The following is a 16332-nucleotide window of genomic DNA, read 5'->3' on the forward strand; positions in this document are numbered from 1 at the left end:
TATTTAACATGATAAAGAAAACCACTCTCGCTATTTCATTGTCGCTGCTTATGGCCGGTTGTGGCCAACCCCAGCAAGCAGGACAAAACGCTGAATCACAAAAGAGTACAATCAAACAAACGTCTCAAACAGAGCAGTTAAAAGAGATTTATAATAACTACTTTGATGAACAACTGCAGCTAAACCCTTTATTAGCTACTTACATTGGTGATGACCGCTACAATGACCAGTTACCTAATTTTTATTCTGAAAGTCACCGGACTAGCTCTCTCCAGTTAGAAACTCGCTATCTAGAGCAAGTTAAGAAGATAAACGCAGAGCAATTACCACGCGCTGAAAGAATCAGCTACGAAATCTTTAAACGTAACCGCGAGTTAGCCATTGAGGGAGCTCAATACCCTGACCACCTGATACCTATTAACCAGTTTTATAATATAGCCGGACAACTTGCGATGCTGGCATCAGGTACTTCAGCACAACCTTTTGATACAGCCGAAGATTATCGTGCCTGGGCCAGTCGCATGGAGAAAATCCCAAGACTGTTTGATCAGGCCATTGAGAACATGAAAAAAGGCGTTGAACAGGATATTGTTCAACCCCGGGTGTTAATTGAAAAAGCCATTCCTCAAATTGAGGCTCAAATTACAGAGGATGTCACCGAGAGTATTTTCTGGCGACCTGTTACTGAGTTACCAGACGACATTGCAGACACCGATGCCGATGCTATTCGTAAACAGTACCGCGACATTATTACCAATACGGTCATCCCCGCTTACCAGAAGCTGAGCGATTACCTGAGTAACGAGTACTTGCCGGAAACTCGCACCGAGAGCTTTGGTCTGGGGCAACTCCCCGGCGGCAAGGGCTGGTATGACTATCAAATAAAAGCCAATACATCGACAGAGCTCAGTGCTGATCGCATCCATAAAATAGGTAAAGACGAAGTTTCCCGTATTCATGATGAAATGCGCGACATTATGGAAGAAACGGAATTTGAAGGCGATTTACAGTCGTTCTTCGATTTCATGACCAACGACGAGCAATTCATTTACGAAAGCAGAAATGAAATGCTGGAGGATTACCGTTCTTTACGCGGTTCCGTTGATAATACCGTGGATAAATTGTTTGATATCTTCCCTCAAGCCGAATACGAAATTCGTAAAGTTGAAGAGTTTCGCGAACAATCGGCGAGCTCAGGGTCTTATCAGGCAGCCCCTACAGATAATTCACGTCCGGCCATTTTCTACCTGAACACTTACGACTTATCGTCTCGTCCCAGTTGGGCTAAAACCGCGCTGTTTCTGCACGAAGCCGCTCCAGGACACCACTTCCAGATTTCGATACAACAAGAACTGGAAGACTTACCCAAGTTTCGTAAGTTTGGCCGGGAAACTGCCTATACCGAGGGCTGGGGGCTTTATTCTGAATCTTTGGGCTACGACATGGGACTTTATAATGACCCATACCAACGTTTTGGTCAGCTTGCGGCCGAACTCTGGCGCTCTATTCGGCTAGTAGTGGATACCGGTATTCATGCAAAAGGCTGGAGCCGTCAGCAGGTATTGGATTACATGTACGACAACGCACCGGTAGCCGAAGCAAGAGCGGTGTCTGAGGCAGAACGTTTTATGGCACTGCCGGGACAAGCGCTGGCTTACAAAATTGGGCAGCTAAAAATTAGTGAATTGCGTCGCGACGCAGAGAGAAAGCTCGGTGAGAACTTTGATATAAAAGCCTTCCACCGAGTGGTACTAGAGGACGGAGCTGTTCCGCTTACCGTACTTGAGCGTAAAGTGAAACGTTGGGTTGCCCAACAACTATAAGCTAGAGTAAATGATCAACCGGCAACCTGGCGGTTAACCAAACCGCCAACCGTCGCCAAATACCGGCTCCCGGCTCTTTGTAGAGCCGTAACGCCGGTATTTTACTTTTATCCAGCCAATACAGTTTATAAAAACGGTTGAGTCGAGCCTCATACGATCGCAGCGGTAGTTCGTGCTCAAACATCGCGTTAATTCTCTCTGCCATCTCCGCTGACTCAATTAAAAGCCCCGACTCTGTGTTAATTTGCGCAGAACGCGGGTCAAAATTAAATGATCCAACAAAGACTTTCTCACTGTCCACTGTCACGGTTTTAGCATGCAGGCTAGACGCCGAGCGTCTGAAATAAGGACGCACATCTTTGCGTAAAGGTTTTTCCTCGGTTCGTTTCAGCTCAAACAGTTTTACACCTGACAACAACAGCCTTCGTCGGTGTCGCTGGTAGCCCGCATGTACGGCCGGGACATCTGTCACTGCCAGTGAATTAGTCAGCACGCGAACTTTTACTCCCTGCTCCGACAAATTCTCCAGCTCTTTAACACCTGTAGGCGTCGGCACAAAATAAGGAGAAACCAAAACAATAGATTGCTTTGCCAAGCCAAGAGTTTGCGTTAACTGCTGCGTCACCAACCGGCTCGGCTTACTATCAGGCAGAGCCTTTAAAGGATCATCACTGACAACCGTTGCGGTTGCCTGATACCAAGTTTCAGCGTCGCTCTGGGGAGTTTCTGTCAAGTGTTCGTCAGAAAGAACAAACTGGTGTAAATCTCGAAGTTCCGGTTGTTTTTGATAACCTTTCCAAATATCGTTAAACAATCTCGGTTTATCCGACGAGCTTATTGCGTTAACCGCAACCGATAAAGTGCAGTTCCAGTATTGCCGCCAGTCATCAAGTAACGTCTTAACGATTTTGCCTTTCGCTATTACATCAAGATCGGAAAACAGTTGTCCGGCATGTGTACCAAAATACTCGTTACCAACATTTCTCCCACCGACAATCCCCACTTCCGCATCGACCAGCATCGATTTATTATGCATTCGCCGATTCATGCGCTTAAAGTCGGTTAACCAGTTTAGCCAGCGCCAGCGTCTGTGCTTAAACGGATTAAAAAGCCTAATATTGAAATTAGCGCGGGAGGATAAATCTCGCAATAAAGGTTCTAAAGGTTTGCTGTGCAAATCATCCAGCAGAAGGTCGACCCGCACGCCACGCTCGACGGCATCCAGTAATTCCTTAAGCAGAGTGAGGCCACTGCTGTCGGGGCGCCACAAATAGTATTGTAACGCAATATGATGCCTGGCCTGACGTATTAACCTCACCCGTTCAATCAGCGCCCGGTGAGCATTTTCCAGCAATTGAAACTGATTGTCCGGGCACGCCGCGGGCAGTAAAGGTGTCATCGCAATCCACTCATCGCCCTTTCAAGCCCTTCGAGAGTCAATGGGTACATTCTTCCATCCACTATGTCATGTATCATTCTAACCGACATATAATAACGCCAATGTTTTTCTGGCTGCGGGTTAAGCCAGGCCACTTTGTCAAAGTGACGGGTTAAACGGTTCATCCAGGCTTCGCCGGGCTCTTCATTCCAGTGTTCTACACTGCCCCCCGGATACGCTATCTCGTACGGCCCCATAGTAGCATCGCCGACAAACAACAGCTTATAGTCCTCGCCGTAAGTCTGGATTAACTGTTTAGTCGGAATTTGCTCCTCGCGCCGGCGTGAATTCTCCCGCCACACGCCTTCATATACGCAGTTATGAAAGTAAAACAACTCCAGATGCTTGAACTCGTTTTTTAACGCGGTGAACAATTGCTCGCACTGGTAAACATAGTCGTCCATTGAACCGCCAACGTCTAACAGTAGAATAATTTTAACCGCATTATGACGCTCGGACTGCCACTTCAAATCAAGTAGACCACCTTTTTTTGAAGTGGCTTCAATGGTGCTGTTTAAATCAAGTTCAGTCGCGGCACCGGTGCGGGCGAACTGACGTAGCTTTCTGAGCGCCACCTGAAAACCGCGCTGCTCAAGCCGGGCATTGTCATCCAGATCACGGAATTCGCGCTTGTCCCATACTTTCGCCGCACTGCGATTACGGTTACCGTCCTGTCCAATGCGGATACCACCGGGGTGATAACCATACGCTCCAAAAGGCGAAGTTCCGCCTGTACCTATCCACTTCGAGCCGCCCTGATGACGCTTTTGCTGTTCTTTTAAGCGCTCCTGAAAAGTTTTCATGAGCTCATCCAGACTGCCCAACTGCTGAACTTTGCTTTTTTCTTCATCGCTCAAGTTGCGTTTCAACGCGTTTTCCAGCCAGTCTCCCGGGATTTTCTCAGTCACATCAACCTTGGCAACTTTATCCACATATTCGCTGAAGGCACGGTCGAATTTGTCATACTGGGACTCATCTTTTACCAGAATAAGTCGCGATAAATAATAAAATTGCTCCACATCGGCAAACGCTAAGTTTGCTTTCATGGCACTGAGTAAATCCAGCCATTCGGTAATACTGGTTTTTAGCCCGTGCCGCCGCAGGGTTTGGAAATAATCAATAAACATAGAGTGAATTAGCGCCGTTGAATGCGAGCGTATTCAGCTAAGCGCTCCACATCTTGTTCGTGCTTGAGTAAAGCACCAGATAAAGGCAGCAAGCCGCCCTGTTCACGGCTTTTACGCAATTCATTGGCATCAATATCTTCGACCAATAACAAGCGTAACCAGTCCAGTAACTCCGATGTCGACGGCTTTTTCTTTAGCCCGGGCACATCTCTCAACTCAAAAAACAACGCTAGCGCGGTATCCAGTAAATCACGATGTAAATCAGGGAAGTGTACATCGACAATGGCTTTTAATGTGTCGCTGTCAGGAAACTGAATGTAGTGGAAAAAGCAGCGGCGTAAAAACGCATCGGGCAAGGCTTTTTCATTGTTCGAGGTAATCAGCACAATGGGACGCTGCTCGGCTTTAATCTGCTCACCGGTTTCATAAACGTGAAACGCCATTTGATCCAGCTCGTGCAATAAGTCATTCGGAAACTCAACATCCGCTTTATCGATTTCATCAATGAGCAGAACGGGACGCTTCTCCGCGGTAAACGCCTGCCACAATTTACCGGGGCGAATATAATTACTAATCTCGTGTACTTTTTCACTGCCCAGCTGACTATCACGTAAACGAGAGACAGCATCGTACTCGTACAAGCCCTGCTGTGCTTTCGTTGTGGATTTAATTGACCATTGCAGTAACTGGGTATCTAAAGCATTTGCCAGTTCCTCGGCAAGGCGAGTTTTGCCTGTGCCCGGCTCGCCTTTCAGTAATAAAGGTTTCTCTAGCGTTACGGCGGCGTTAACGGCTGTCGCCAGTTCTTGCGACACGACATACTGAGAGCTACTGCTAAAATCCATTCTATATCCCTTACATTAAGCTTGAAACTGAGTCTATGATACAACACACACTCTGGCGGTGCTAATCAGTGGGCTTTCTGGATAACAGCATATCAAAGCGTTCAAGCACTCTGGCTATATCGGCTTTGACAAAGGGTTTTGTCACGTAATCGTCCATACCGGAACGCAACGCCTGAGTGCGTGTCTCAGGGTAAGCGTCCGCGGTAAGCGCAATCACATAAGGTTGGTGAATGTGCATATCCCGCAACGCTCTGGTTGCTTCCATACCATCCATATGCGGCATATGAAGATCCATAAAGAGTACGTCGTAGTCTCTGGCCTGCATCATCTTTAACGCATTATGGGCATCGCTTACCAAATCAACATATTGGTTAAGTGACAGCAGCATTTCTTTTATTATCAATTGGTTGATTTTATTATCATCAACGACCAACACCTGTTTTTTCGATAGCTTAGGCAGAACATTTTGCTCCGGTTGGTGTGTGCTTTCAGACTGAACGCTCATTGGTATGCAGAGCGTGAAGCAGGATCCCTGTTCAGGCTCGCTGTCCACCTGAATCGTGCCGCTTAATAACTGCACCAGGTTACGTACTATGGCAAGCCCCAGTCCGCTGCCGCCTTCCGGACGGTTTAACCCATCCTGCTCTTGCTCAAAAAGTTGCCAAATACGCTGAGTATCATAAATACCAACTCCGGTATCCTGTACTTTTACGATAAGGTCGCCTTCGCTTTGTTTTTCGCTATCAACTTCCCAACTTGCTTTAATCGCTATAGAGCCTCGCTCGGTAAACTTTAAAGCGTTACTGACTAAATTACTGATCACCTGGGCAATACGAGCCCGATCCATTAATGTTCGCTCCGGAATATCAGCATCAATATCGATAATAAATTCCAGACCTTTATCTTTTACAGGCTGTTCAAACAGCTGAATAACATGGCCCAACACTTTTGCCGGCGAGTGAACACCTCTTTTGACTTTTAGCTGCCCTTCTTCGGCCTGGGTTAAATCGAGCACATCATTCAACGTTGTCAGCAGATAGTCGCCGCTGTTCTTTATTGTACCCAGTAATTGCTGCTGATATGGATTGAGGTCTGTTGACTCCAACACAGAGGCGATACCCAGTATACCGTGTAGAGGGGTTCGAATTTCGTGTGACATATTCGCCAGAAACACATTTTTTGCATGAGCGGCTTTTAACGCATTCAACTCGGCTTTTTTCTGTTCTGTGACATCGGTAACCGTTCCGGTGTAGCGAATGGCCCGGCCTTGGTTGTCCCGCTCTATAATCTTTCCTCTGTCCAGTACATAAACCCAATGACCGTCACGATGCCTTATGCGATGAAGGCTTTCATAGAAAGGAGTCACTCCGTCCAGGTGATTCTTAATCGCCTGCCATACGTCGTCGTAATCTTCAGGGTGCAAACGACTCGACCAGCTTTCTACATTCGTTTCCAACTCGCAGACATCCCAGCCAAACATACTAGCCCAGCGTTGGTTAAAAATAGTAACGCCGGTTTGCGGGTTCCATTCCCAGGTACCTAAACGGGTCGCATCTAAAATAAGCTGTAATCGGTTACGCTCCATCTCGAGCGCAATTTGCAACTGTTTACGTTCAGTCACATCAATCAAGTAACCATAAAGATGGTTCTTACCATCTTCGTATCGTAATAGTACCGTTGTATCAGATACCCATACATCGTGTCCTTTAGCATGCTTTACCCGATAATCCTGATGAGTCAATGAAGAGCCGGATTCCTTGCTAAGAAGTGAATTGACCTCCTCCATGACACGGGGCAAATCGTCCTGATTAATGAGATCCCGGTACTGAATTTCATGGCTTTCTAAGCGCGTTTTTTTATAGCCTAAAAGGTCTTGTATGTTGTCTGAAACAAAACGTACTGGCCACCCCGGAGCATCCTCCCAAATAAACAGACTTAAATGACTTCCCACATTCAGCAGAGCTGCGAGGTTTTCATTGGAAATACGTGTTGGCATTTATTCGGACTCACTTTAAAGGCTTTCTTGCAACCAGTTTGCCGCAGTAGCAACTTGGTGTACACTGGCAAAAACGATAACATAAAAACAACGACATCCGAATGACTCAGGCAAACGTCAATGAATGGCAAACAGCTCTACTGACACAAGTTGATCAACTCATAGAGTTGGCGCAAACCCGTTTGCCTGGTCGACAGAAGCCAACTATCCGGGGGCCTGAATACTGGCAACGTTTTGCAAAACATCATTATGTGCGAGCCGCAGACTTACTTAAAACCGGACAAGGGTTTGAAGCCGCCAAGCACTTTCGGCGCGCCGCGTTATTTGGCCACAGCAAGGCCATGTTGTATTTAGGACAAATGTTTTTGCAAGGCAAGGATTTACCAGAAAGTATATTTCACGCTTGTTGCTGGCTAACGCTAGCGGATCGCGCCGGTGAAAGCGAAGCGGCTAAAATCATTGATGGTTTTCTACACCAGCTTACGGCAAGGCAATTAAACAGCGCCCGTCAGCTTGCCGCCGAGCGCTTTGAACAAATTTGTGATGCCAGTTTCGATGTTCATGGTTTGTAGTTTAAGGTAACCACAGCTTTGTTTTTTCTCGTATTTTTCCTGTAGCAACCCAATCCTGAAGCTGATCCGCCATACGTTTTCCTGCATCCACCGCTTTTTCCCAGTAATCAATACGAGTCGCAGCGTCCAGCTTGGCAAAGTCAGTGCGATCAGGAATTTTCCCGTAAGGCAGTGATTGAATAAAGTCTTCCGACGGCGTAATAAATACCACGCCTGGCCATTTCTTACCGGTAGTTCTGCGCCAACTCAAACGCTTGTCAAACCAGCCCGGAATCGCTTCTTTATGAAAGTGAGGGTAAAGCACCAAACCATTCACGTCAGAGAAGTCCAGGTCAAAGTGATAGTCGGTAACACCGCCATCACGATAAATGCCTTTAGGTGCTCCGGGAATATCAACCACGCCATCCAGTACTAAAGGAATTGAACCAGTCGCCAGTAACGCCTGCTGAAAGTTATTTTGAGTTAATTCAACATGATGTGTCGGTAAGTCGTTCCAGCCTTTTGCAAAGCTTAAGTCTGACTGTGGATGATGAAAGATAACGCGCTCATAAAACCGGCCCAGCCAGCGACGGTTCATACTGTTAGCAAAAGCAGAACTTAACAATCCCAGCATCTGCTTTTTCGTTTCGGCTGCCGTCCAGCCTCTACAACGTGCAACAATAAAATGATGTCGAACCGCCGACTGTCCCAGTATTTCTGTTACCGCCTGATCAGGAACGTACTTGGCCAGCAAGGCTTTAGCTTCACTGGTAATTTCATTCCGGTCGGGTTTCGCGCTGTAAGTCTGGGTTCTGTATAAACGACAAAATAAATCACTGGCGGCAACAGGGTCTTGCTGCCCCAATGCTGCGAAACGCCAGGCACCTGCGGAAGTCCCCAGGGTATTCAGCGGCGCTTTCTTGTCTTTAAAGAATTCACCGAACATCCATTTATCAAGCCCCTGAAGCACAAACCACTTCGGCCCGCCTGAAGCACCTAGCAGCAAACCGATATCATCGGCTTTCAGTCCCTGCTCCTGAATATGTTGATAAGCCGACGAGCCTGCTTTTATGTTAATCCAATCCGTCATACAACTTCCCTGTTTTACAGTTGTCGTTTTCTTTCTGCGAGAAAACCTAAGAAAAACAATATTCCAATGGTACTGACTGCCAGCAGGTGCAAAGGAATAAGGCTTAACCAGCCGGCTAAAACTGGCGTAAACCAGACGGTCAGCCAACCGTAACCAAATGCACAAACCACGATGAAGACCAAAGTCCTGAATACAAAATGCCAGTGCGCCACTTGCCTTTGCACCATGCGGTTCACTTCTGCGCCATAAATCACCAGTAGTGTGGCAATGATCGCCATAGCCAGTTCATAGAAATGTGGACGGATCATCATGCCCAAATTATTCAACACATTCTGCACGCTAGTACCCCTCTGAAAAGCATCGTCCGAGTATACGAATTTTCTGTCGTTTTCGCATCCCAAGTTTACGATTTGCTGTGTTATCCTAAGCTCATAAAGAAGCTTATTTACAGGACATTCCATGAAAATCATTTCATTCAATATCAATGGTATACGAGCGCGACTGCATCAGTTACAGGCAGTAATTGATAAACATCAGCCCGATGTTATCGGTCTGCAGGAAACCAAAGTACATGACGACCAGTTTCCGCTAAAAGACGTGGAAGCCATGGGTTATCACGTTATTTACCACGGCCAGAAAGGTCATTACGGCGTGGCCATGCTCAGTAAAAAGCCACTGGAAAACCCGCAGTTTGGCTTCCCTACTGACGATGATGAAGCACAGCGCCGCATGATAATGGGTGATTATCCACTGGCAGATGGTGGCCATGTACGTATTCTAAATGGCTACTTCCCGCAGGGCGAAAGTCGTGACCACCCTACGAAATTTCCAGCTAAAGAAAAGTTTTATCAGGACTTAATGAGCTATCTGGATAACGATCTTTCGCCGGAACAGCCAGTGATTGTTATGGGCGATGTAAATATATCCCGTATCGATTTAGATATTGGTATTGGCGAAAACAACGCCAAACGCTGGCTTAAAACCGGGAAATGCAGCTTCCTTCCGGAAGAACGGGAATGGATACAAAGATTAATGGACTGGGGTTTTACTGACACTTATCGTCAGCTAAACCCGGATGTGGATAACCAGTTCAGCTGGTTTGATTACCGCTCACGTGGCTTTGATGACAACAGAGGTTTACGCATCGACCTTATCCTTGCCACTAAAGCTCTCGCCAAGCAATGCGAAGACAGCGGTATAGACTATGAGCTCAGAGGCATAGAAAAACCTTCGGATCATGCCCCCGTCTGGTCTACATTTAAAGACTGATAGTCATTTTGCCGTCGGTTGGCCTTAGTGCTCTTCCGGCGGCAATGTTTCCAGTGCTTTACGCAAAATAATCGCCAAATCCATGTATTCAGGGCCTTTCTCACCCTGTGGCTGACACTCAACGCCCTGCTTTCTCAGCTTATCTCTCAGCTCTTTATACCAGTTCCGTAACATTGGCTTTAAAGGTTGTCTGGAACGCCAGCCGAGCCAGTACAAACCCTGCAAGGGTAAGCTCAACATAATAAGTGACAACATCAGCCCCGGGGCTAACTGCTCCTGCGGCATAAACTGCCAGGTCAGCGCAGCATTGAGTACTGCTATTCCCGGAGTCCAGCTAATGGCTTTGCGAGTTATAGGGATAATTCGCGACTCTGCCATAGCGGCAACAACTGAATGATGAGGCCATTTATCGGCATACCTCTTTCCATCTCTTAAAACCGCAAAAAATGAACGACTCATGGTGACCTCTTAGACAAACCTGCTGTAATTATAATCGATTACTGAGCTATTGTACGATATTCGCACTTTTAATATTATCTTTATTTTTCATAAAGTTACACTGTTACAACCGTGTAGTTCACAAAGATATCCACAGTTAATGTGGATACAGTTGCACCGGAGCTTTAGCTTTGCCACTATACTAACTGAATTAGTCAGTCGCATGGTGTCAGCAGTGACAACAAGTCAGCTTCCTTCTCTTTATGCGCCGGTTACCGGTCGCATCATAGCAGCACAACCTTCGGCCGCAGTATGCCAGCATGGCCTGCTTGGCAAAGGCATTGTCATAGAAATGACCGGCAGTACGCTATACGCCCCGGCTGATGGCTCACTGAGCCATATCAGCAGTGGTGGCGATTACTTGTCGTTACGCTTAAACGACACCTATTCCTTACAATTAGTCATAGGTTCCGGCGATGCGTTCGGCAACCACGACGCTTTAACTGTGCTTTGTCGCGAACAGACAGAGGTTAAGTGTGGTGATCCTCTGGTTAAGATTAACCAGTCATTACTGCGCAGCCTTAAACCCTCGCAGCAGCGTCTTGCTGTTTTGCTTTGTTCATTGAATTCCGGGCACGATAGCGAATCGCCCGAATGGCTAACCCCGGGGCTTATTACTGCGAAAGACAGTCCACTTATTACTTATTAACACCGACAGGAGCTGTACCTATGTTGCGCGTTTATGGCATTAAAAACTGCGACACCGTTAAAAAATCACTTAAATGGTTAGATAAAAACGAAGTCGCCTACGAATTTATTGATGTTCGCCAGCAACCACTACAAAAAGAAACCGTTAGCGGCTGGTTACAAAAACTGCCGGCGGAATCTTTATTGAACAAGCGCAGCACCAGCTGGCGCAACCTGTCAGATGAACAAAAATCTGTTGTCGACGCTAATGCCATAGCTGAATTAGTTGCCGAACAACCAACATTGTTTAAGCGTCCGTTAGTTGAGTCCGGTCAGGCTGTTCATTGCGGTTTTAATGAGAAACTCTGGAGTGAACGCTACTTATGAGTTCAGAGACATTAAAGTTTGCCCGTGAGCTCATTTCCCGCCCGTCCATTACGCCGGAAGACGAAGGTTGTCAGCAACTCATAGGTGAACGGCTTGCGGCTCAGGGTTTCAACCTTGAGTCTATGATATTTGAAGATACCACCAACTTATGGGCGCGACGCGGGCAAGGCCGTAAATTGTTTTGCTTTGCCGGCCATACCGACGTTGTGCCACCCGGTGACATCAACAATTGGCAGTTTCCGCCCTTTGAACCTACAACGCACGAAGGGTATTTATACGGTCGCGGAGCCGCTGATATGAAAGGCAGCCTGGCAGCGATGATAACCGCGACGGAGCGGTTTATTAAAGACTATCCGAATGTGGACGCCGACATTGGTTTTCTCATAACCAGTGACGAAGAAGGCCCCTTTATTAATGGCACCAAACGTGTCATTGAAACACTGCAGGAGCGTAACGAAAACATAGACTGGTGTATTGTCGGGGAGCCATCCAGTACTGATACCCTGGGGGACATCGTTAAAAACGGGCGCAGAGGCAGCTTAACCGGAGACTTGACCGTACTGGGTATACAGGGTCACGTTGCTTATCCACATTTAGCAAAAAACCCGGTACATGATCTTGCACCAGCCCTCAGCGAGCTAATTAACGAAGAATGGGACCAAGGCAACGCCAGTTTTCCGCCAACCACGTTTCAGGTATCTAATATTCAGGCAGGAACTGGTGCCGGCAATGTGATACCCGGGCGTATTGATACCCAGTTTAACTTCCGCTTCTCGACAGAACTCACAGCCGAGAAAATTAAGCAACGAGTTGAAGCCATTCTCGATAAGCACTCGCTAAAATACCACCTGCAATGGAAGCTTAACGGACCGCCTTTTTTAACTGAATCAGGCGCATTAGTTGAAGCCGTTCAGGCGGCCATTGAACACGAATGTGGGTTTTCAACTACCCTCTCTACCGCGGGCGGCACATCCGACGGGCGCTTTATTGCACCAACCGGTGCTCAGGTCATTGAGCTGGGACCCGTAAATGCTACCATTCACAAAGTGAACGAATGCGTTAAAATCAGTGATTTGGATAAACTCAGTGATGTTTATTACCGCTGTCTGGAGAAGCTTTTATGTTAAGCAGCACAGAACTGACAGGTGCCTGCGAAACACACTTAACTGCAGTAGATGGGCATAAACTGCATCCTGATGCAGCAGAAGCTTATCTCGCCATGCAAAAAGCAGCAGCGGCTGAGGGTATTGAACTGGCCATAGCCAGTGGTTTCCGCTCACTGGACAGGCAACTGTCTATCTGGAATAGAAAATGGCGAGGAAAGCTGCCCCTTCGCTCCAAAGAGGGTGAGCTACTGGATGCATCAAACTTAAGCGACGTTGAGAAAATGCACGCAATTTTACATTGGTCTTCGTTACCGGGAAGTAGCCGTCACCACTGGGGAAGTGATTTCGATATTTACGACCCCCGCCCTTTTCAGGACAGTGAACTAAAACTGCAATTAGTGCCCGGCGAGTATATTGACCAATCAGGCCCCTGTCATGAACTGTGGCAATGGCTAACCCGGCATGCGCATGAAAGTGGTTTTTTCTTTCCTTATGCACGCTATCAGGGCGGTGTTGCACAGGAGCCCTGGCACTTGAGCTTCCGCGCCGTTTCACAGCCATGCCATAAGCAATTGAACCTTGAGCTGCTAGCCGAAACCGTAGACTCATTAGCCATAGAGGGAAAACCCATTATTCTGGATAACCTGGCTCAAATAAAAAATCAGTACATTGATACAATAACGGAGGATGACGGATGGACGACTATTTGGTGTGGCTAATAATATTATTGGTAGTAGGCGTGGTTGTGAGTAACCTTATGGTGCTGAAGTATACCGCTAAGTTTAAATGGCCTGGTACGAAATCATCTAAAACCGAAGATGACTCCGACCAGGACCCTAAAAACAAAAATAAAGATTAATCCAGCGTTACGCCAAGGCGCTTAGCCACTTCGCGGTAAGCTTCAACAACACCGCCTAAGCCCTGGCGAAAACGGTCTTTATCGAGCTTCTCACGAGTCTCTGCGTCCCAAAGGCGGCAGCCATCTGGAGTAAACTCGTCACCCAGCATAATTTCGCCGTCAAACACACCAAACTCAAGCTTGTAATCTACTAACAACAGACCAGCATCAGCAAACAAAGCTTTTAAAACGTCGTTCACTTTAAAGGTGAGTTCTTTCATTTTCTCAATTTGCTCTGCTGTTGCCCATCCAAAGGCCTGAATATGATACTCGTTAACCATAGGGTCGTGCAGCGCATCGTTCTTTAAGAAAAACTCGAATGTCGGAGGGTTAAGCTCTTTACCTTCTTCAACGCCTAAACGGCGCACCAGAGAACCTGCTGCCACGTTACGGACAACACATTCTACCGGTATCATATCCAGCTTTTTAACCAAAGACTCGGTATCGCTCAAACGCTCATCTAACTGCGTCGGAATGCCCGCTTCTTCCAGCTTAGACATAATAAAATGGTTAAACTTATTATTCACCATGCCTTTGTCATCAAGCTGCTCGACCTTCTCGCCGTCGAACGCCGAAGTGTCATTACGAAACTCCAGCACCAGGCGGTTAGGATCGTCGGTATGATAGACCGTCTTTGCTTTTCCCCGATACAGTTCACTGCGTTTTTCCATGAATCTTTCCACTCGCGCTTAAGTTAAAGTTGGCTTTGCTGTTTAACAGCGTTTTTAAAGGCTTCAAATACTTGATTAATCCATTCGTCGGAAACAATTTCCTCACCCTGGTAAACCGTAACCGAGGTATTTTCACCGTCTTCCAGTAATCGGAATTCGTACTCACCTTCGGCTATGCCCAGGTCTTCGTAGTCATCGCCACCAATGAACAGGAAGCCGCTGCCGGGTTCGCTGTACTCAACAAAATAGGTTCCTGTCTCGCGGTTTAAATCTTCAACCTCAAAACCAATATTCTGAAGAGCCAAGTTAACTAATGGCCATGCTTGCTCAAAATTGTCTTCAACAATGAAAACTGAATGTCCTTCTGCGGCTTTTGACAAGCTAGTTTCAATACCGGCCGCTTTTTCACGAGCTACAGCCAGTTGTTGTTTCCGGTTAACTTCCGAAATAATCGCATTAAGTAAATCAGCTTCCAAATTACGAACAACCAAAGGAGCAACCTCTTGCTCTTCACCACCAATCACCTGAGTAAAGTCGTTAACATCGACTCGTAGTGCGGTGCTGCGCTGATGCGATTCGGTTTCCTGAGTTAGTTCATAGCGGAAAGTTCTTTCCAGATCACTGTCGCTCTCTCCGCCAAATCCGAAAAAGCCGCTGTCGCCCTCAATGGTTTGCTGTACCGTCATTTGCTCGGTAAGCCAACGGTTATCACCCACCTTTTCCCATTGAATGTCGCGTCTTTCCAGTACATCAAATGCCGCCTGACGAACAAACTCGGTTACTGAGTCTCCCATGCCATCGACAATATCAAAGTACACCCGGGTTTCGGTTTCAGTTTCTAACACCCGGCTGCCCAGTCCAATAGGACGAACCTGCTGCGGAGCCATTATATTGACTTTATAACCAACAGGAGCTGGTGCTATGTTCGTATCCGGAATTTGATACTGAGTTCCTTTTTCCGGCTTCTCCAGACCACCTGGAATATTCAGTGAGGCAGTAGGTTGAATGTTCACGTATTCAAACCCGCCGCTGGCACGTTCTTTCTCTACCGACGAACAACCTGTTACAACTACGGCAGCTACGCCCATCCACGCAAGGCGAGACAATTTCATTACGACTCCTGAATATTCAGTAGGTTTGCTTTCTGTAACACTGACTCAATCAATTGTTGATTACTCTCTTCCGGAGGTGTCAGTGGCAGACGATAATTTGCGCTGACCCAACCCATTAAAGCGAGCGACCATTTTACCGGAATGGGGTTGGATTCAACAAATAACATATTATGCAAAGGTGCCAGCTCAGCATCGATCTGATTCGCACTTTCTTTATCACCAGCAAGTGCCGCCGTTACCAGTTCTTTCATTTTTGCCGGAACAATATTAGCGGTAACACTGATAACACCATGACCACCCGCAAACATAAATTCGCGTGCAGTAGGGTCATCACCGCTTAATAAGATAAAGTCATCGCCGCAGCGCTCTTTAAGTTCCTGAACCCGACTCACGTCACCGGTAGCTTCTTTTATACCAATAACGTTATCAATTTTTGCCAGCTGTTCGACCATGTCCGGTGTCATATCAAGACTGGTGCGCCCCGGAACATTATATAGAATTTGGGGTTTATCCGTAGCATCGGCACAGGCCTGATAATGTGCAATTAAGCCTGCTAAAGAAGGTTTATTGTAATATGGCGTAACATTTAAAAAGCCACTTACACCCGCCTGGGTCATTTTTTCTGTCAGTTGCACGGCTTCGCTGGTCGAGTTTGAACCGTTTCCAGCAATAATATCGATGCGCCCGGCACTGAGTTCGACCATGGCATTAACGACAGCGATATGTTCTTCATGCGTTAAGGTTGTTGACTCCCCTGTCGTGCCAACCGCTACAATAGCGTCGGTACCCGCTTCGCAATGTTTGTTAACCAGAAACTCAAGTTCACTGTAATCAACATTGCCATATTTTGTAAAAGGGGTAACTAAAGCGACAATACTGCCCTTAAGCATACAT

The 16332-nt window shown here is 46.9% G+C and carries 18 protein-coding genes; 8 read left to right on the plus strand and 10 right to left on the minus strand.

All coding sequences use genetic code 11. From position 1 onward, the window contains the following. Nucleotides 1–8 precede the first annotated feature (8 nt). On the plus strand, nt 9–1823 hold the full coding sequence (locus DEU30_RS03735; RefSeq protein WP_114981252.1) for a DUF885 domain-containing protein: 1815 nt from the start codon (nt 9–11) through the stop codon (nt 1821–1823). A gap of 1 nt (nt 1824) precedes the next feature. Here the strand turns inward: DEU30_RS03735 and DEU30_RS03740 are convergent, their stop codons facing one another. The 4 genes from DEU30_RS03740 to DEU30_RS03755 all read right to left on the minus strand — a co-directional run bounded on the left by DEU30_RS03740 (nt 1825) and on the right by DEU30_RS03755 (nt 7229). Next, nucleotides 1825–3222, minus strand: coding sequence for a phospholipase D family protein (locus DEU30_RS03740; protein WP_114981251.1), 1398 nt, complete (start codon nt 3220–3222; stop codon nt 1825–1827). Continuing rightward, nucleotides 3219–4388, minus strand: coding sequence for a VWA domain-containing protein (locus tag DEU30_RS03745; protein WP_034821201.1), 1170 nt, complete (start codon nt 4386–4388; stop codon nt 3219–3221). The genes DEU30_RS03740 and DEU30_RS03745 overlap by 4 nt, the downstream gene beginning before the upstream one ends. Nucleotides 4389–4396: 8 nt before the next feature. Further along, nucleotides 4397–5233, minus strand: coding sequence for a MoxR family ATPase (locus DEU30_RS03750; protein ID WP_034821203.1), 837 nt, complete (start codon nt 5231–5233; stop codon nt 4397–4399). Between the two features lie 61 nt (nt 5234–5294). Continuing rightward, nucleotides 5295–7229 (minus strand): PAS domain-containing protein, encoded by a 1935-nt coding sequence (locus DEU30_RS03755; RefSeq protein WP_034821205.1) that lies wholly within the window; start codon nt 7227–7229, stop codon nt 5295–5297. Between the two features lie 101 nt (nt 7230–7330). Here DEU30_RS03755 and DEU30_RS03760 point away from each other — a divergent pair, with 101 nt between their 5' ends. Continuing rightward, nucleotides 7331–7801, plus strand: a complete 471-nt coding sequence (locus DEU30_RS03760) for a hypothetical protein (RefSeq protein WP_011234694.1) — start codon at nt 7331–7333, stop codon at nt 7799–7801. Nucleotide 7802: 1 nt separating this feature from the next. On the opposite strand, the gene DEU30_RS03765 is transcribed toward DEU30_RS03760, so the two are convergent. Both DEU30_RS03765 and DEU30_RS03770 read right to left on the minus strand, forming a co-directional pair. Further along, nucleotides 7803–8870: a hypothetical protein gene (locus tag DEU30_RS03765; protein ID WP_034821206.1), complete on the minus strand. Its 1068-nt coding sequence runs from the start codon at nt 8868–8870 to the stop codon at nt 7803–7805. 14 nt (nt 8871–8884) lie between these two features. Next, nucleotides 8885–9208: a DUF3392 domain-containing protein gene (locus DEU30_RS03770; protein WP_011234696.1), complete on the minus strand. Its 324-nt coding sequence runs from the start codon at nt 9206–9208 to the stop codon at nt 8885–8887. Nucleotides 9209–9329: 121 nt separating this feature from the next. On the opposite strand from DEU30_RS03770, the gene xthA reads away from it, so the two are divergent. Further along, a complete protein-coding gene (gene xthA, locus DEU30_RS03775) occupies nt 9330–10139 on the plus strand; it encodes an exodeoxyribonuclease III (protein WP_011234697.1) in 810 nt (269 codons plus the stop codon). 24 nt (nt 10140–10163) lie between these two features. Here the strand turns inward: xthA and yfbV are convergent, their stop codons facing one another. Continuing rightward, entirely contained in the window at nt 10164–10598 is a 435-nt protein-coding gene (gene yfbV, locus DEU30_RS03780) for a terminus macrodomain insulation protein YfbV (protein ID WP_011234698.1), read from the minus strand. Between the two features lie 214 nt (nt 10599–10812). On the opposite strand from yfbV, the gene DEU30_RS03785 reads away from it, so the two are divergent. The 5 genes from DEU30_RS03785 to DEU30_RS13650 are packed head-to-tail and all read left to right on the plus strand — an operon-like array spanning nt 10813 to nt 13616. Beyond that, nucleotides 10813–11286, plus strand: coding sequence for a PTS glucose transporter subunit IIA (locus DEU30_RS03785; RefSeq protein ID WP_227016292.1), 474 nt, complete (start codon nt 10813–10815; stop codon nt 11284–11286). Between the two features lie 20 nt (nt 11287–11306). Then, nucleotides 11307–11651 (plus strand): arsenate reductase, encoded by a 345-nt coding sequence (locus DEU30_RS03790; protein ID WP_011234700.1) that lies wholly within the window; start codon nt 11307–11309, stop codon nt 11649–11651. Continuing rightward, entirely contained in the window at nt 11648–12778 is a 1131-nt protein-coding gene (gene dapE / locus DEU30_RS03795; protein WP_114981250.1) for a succinyl-diaminopimelate desuccinylase, read from the plus strand. The genes DEU30_RS03790 and dapE overlap by 4 nt, the downstream gene beginning before the upstream one ends. After that, nucleotides 12772–13476, plus strand: coding sequence for a M15 family metallopeptidase (locus DEU30_RS03800; protein WP_011234702.1), 705 nt, complete (start codon nt 12772–12774; stop codon nt 13474–13476). The genes dapE and DEU30_RS03800 overlap by 7 nt, the downstream gene beginning before the upstream one ends. A 38-nt stretch (nt 13477–13514) precedes the next feature. Then, nucleotides 13515–13616, plus strand: a complete 102-nt coding sequence (locus tag DEU30_RS13650) for a hypothetical protein (protein WP_231378638.1) — start codon at nt 13515–13517, stop codon at nt 13614–13616. Here the strand turns inward: DEU30_RS13650 and purC are convergent. Genes purC through dapA form a run of 3 tightly spaced genes read right to left on the minus strand, consistent with a single transcriptional unit; the run spans nt 13613 to nt 16328 of the window. Further along, on the minus strand, nt 13613–14326 hold the full coding sequence (gene purC, locus DEU30_RS03810) for a phosphoribosylaminoimidazolesuccinocarboxamide synthase (RefSeq protein ID WP_011234704.1): 714 nt from the start codon (nt 14324–14326) through the stop codon (nt 13613–13615). The two genes, DEU30_RS13650 and purC, sit on opposite strands and share 4 nt — an antisense overlap. 23 nt (nt 14327–14349) lie before the next feature. Further along, nucleotides 14350–15438, minus strand: coding sequence for an outer membrane protein assembly factor BamC (gene bamC, locus DEU30_RS03815; RefSeq protein WP_011234705.1), 1089 nt, complete (start codon nt 15436–15438; stop codon nt 14350–14352). Next, nucleotides 15438–16328 carry a 4-hydroxy-tetrahydrodipicolinate synthase gene (dapA, locus tag DEU30_RS03820; protein WP_011234706.1) on the minus strand — a complete coding sequence of 297 codons (891 nt, stop codon included), beginning with the start codon at nt 16326–16328 and terminating at the stop codon, nt 15438–15440. Before dapA ends, bamC begins: the two co-directional genes overlap by 1 nt. Nucleotides 16329–16332: the final 4 nt, after the last annotated feature.

The sequence above is a fragment of the Idiomarina sp. 017G genome, assembly GCF_004362265.1.
GTDB lineage: Bacteria > Pseudomonadota > Gammaproteobacteria > Enterobacterales > Alteromonadaceae > Idiomarina > Idiomarina loihiensis.

What these genes read in the sequence shown, in the direction of transcription:
- DEU30_RS03735 (WP_114981252.1), top strand. Translation starts at nt 9, where the DNA reads ATGATAAAGAAAACCACTCTCGCTATTTCATTGTCGCTGCTTATGGCC.
- DEU30_RS03740 (WP_114981251.1), bottom strand. Translation starts at nt 3,222, where the DNA reads ATGACACCTTTACTGCCCGCGGCGTGCCCGGACAATCAGTTTCAATTG.
- DEU30_RS03745 (WP_034821201.1), bottom strand. Translation starts at nt 4,388, where the DNA reads ATGTTTATTGATTATTTCCAAACCCTGCGGCGGCACGGGCTAAAAACC.
- DEU30_RS03750 (WP_034821203.1), bottom strand. Translation starts at nt 5,233, where the DNA reads ATGGATTTTAGCAGTAGCTCTCAGTATGTCGTGTCGCAAGAACTGGCG.
- DEU30_RS03755 (WP_034821205.1), bottom strand. Translation starts at nt 7,229, where the DNA reads ATGCCAACACGTATTTCCAATGAAAACCTCGCAGCTCTGCTGAATGTG.
- DEU30_RS03760 (WP_011234694.1), top strand. Translation starts at nt 7,331, where the DNA reads ATGACTCAGGCAAACGTCAATGAATGGCAAACAGCTCTACTGACACAA.
- DEU30_RS03765 (WP_034821206.1), bottom strand. Translation starts at nt 8,870, where the DNA reads ATGACGGATTGGATTAACATAAAAGCAGGCTCGTCGGCTTATCAACAT.
- xthA (WP_011234697.1), top strand. Translation starts at nt 9,330, where the DNA reads ATGAAAATCATTTCATTCAATATCAATGGTATACGAGCGCGACTGCAT.
- yfbV (WP_011234698.1), bottom strand. Translation starts at nt 10,598, where the DNA reads ATGAGTCGTTCATTTTTTGCGGTTTTAAGAGATGGAAAGAGGTATGCC.
- DEU30_RS03790 (WP_011234700.1), top strand. Translation starts at nt 11,307, where the DNA reads ATGTTGCGCGTTTATGGCATTAAAAACTGCGACACCGTTAAAAAATCA.
- dapE (WP_114981250.1), top strand. Translation starts at nt 11,648, where the DNA reads ATGAGTTCAGAGACATTAAAGTTTGCCCGTGAGCTCATTTCCCGCCCG.
- DEU30_RS03800 (WP_011234702.1), top strand. Translation starts at nt 12,772, where the DNA reads ATGTTAAGCAGCACAGAACTGACAGGTGCCTGCGAAACACACTTAACT.
- DEU30_RS13650 (WP_231378638.1), top strand. Translation starts at nt 13,515, where the DNA reads ATGGTGCTGAAGTATACCGCTAAGTTTAAATGGCCTGGTACGAAATCA.
- purC (WP_011234704.1), bottom strand. Translation starts at nt 14,326, where the DNA reads ATGGAAAAACGCAGTGAACTGTATCGGGGAAAAGCAAAGACGGTCTAT.
- bamC (WP_011234705.1), bottom strand. Translation starts at nt 15,438, where the DNA reads ATGAAATTGTCTCGCCTTGCGTGGATGGGCGTAGCTGCCGTAGTTGTA.
- dapA (WP_011234706.1), bottom strand. Translation starts at nt 16,328, where the DNA reads ATGCTTAAGGGCAGTATTGTCGCTTTAGTTACCCCTTTTACAAAATAT.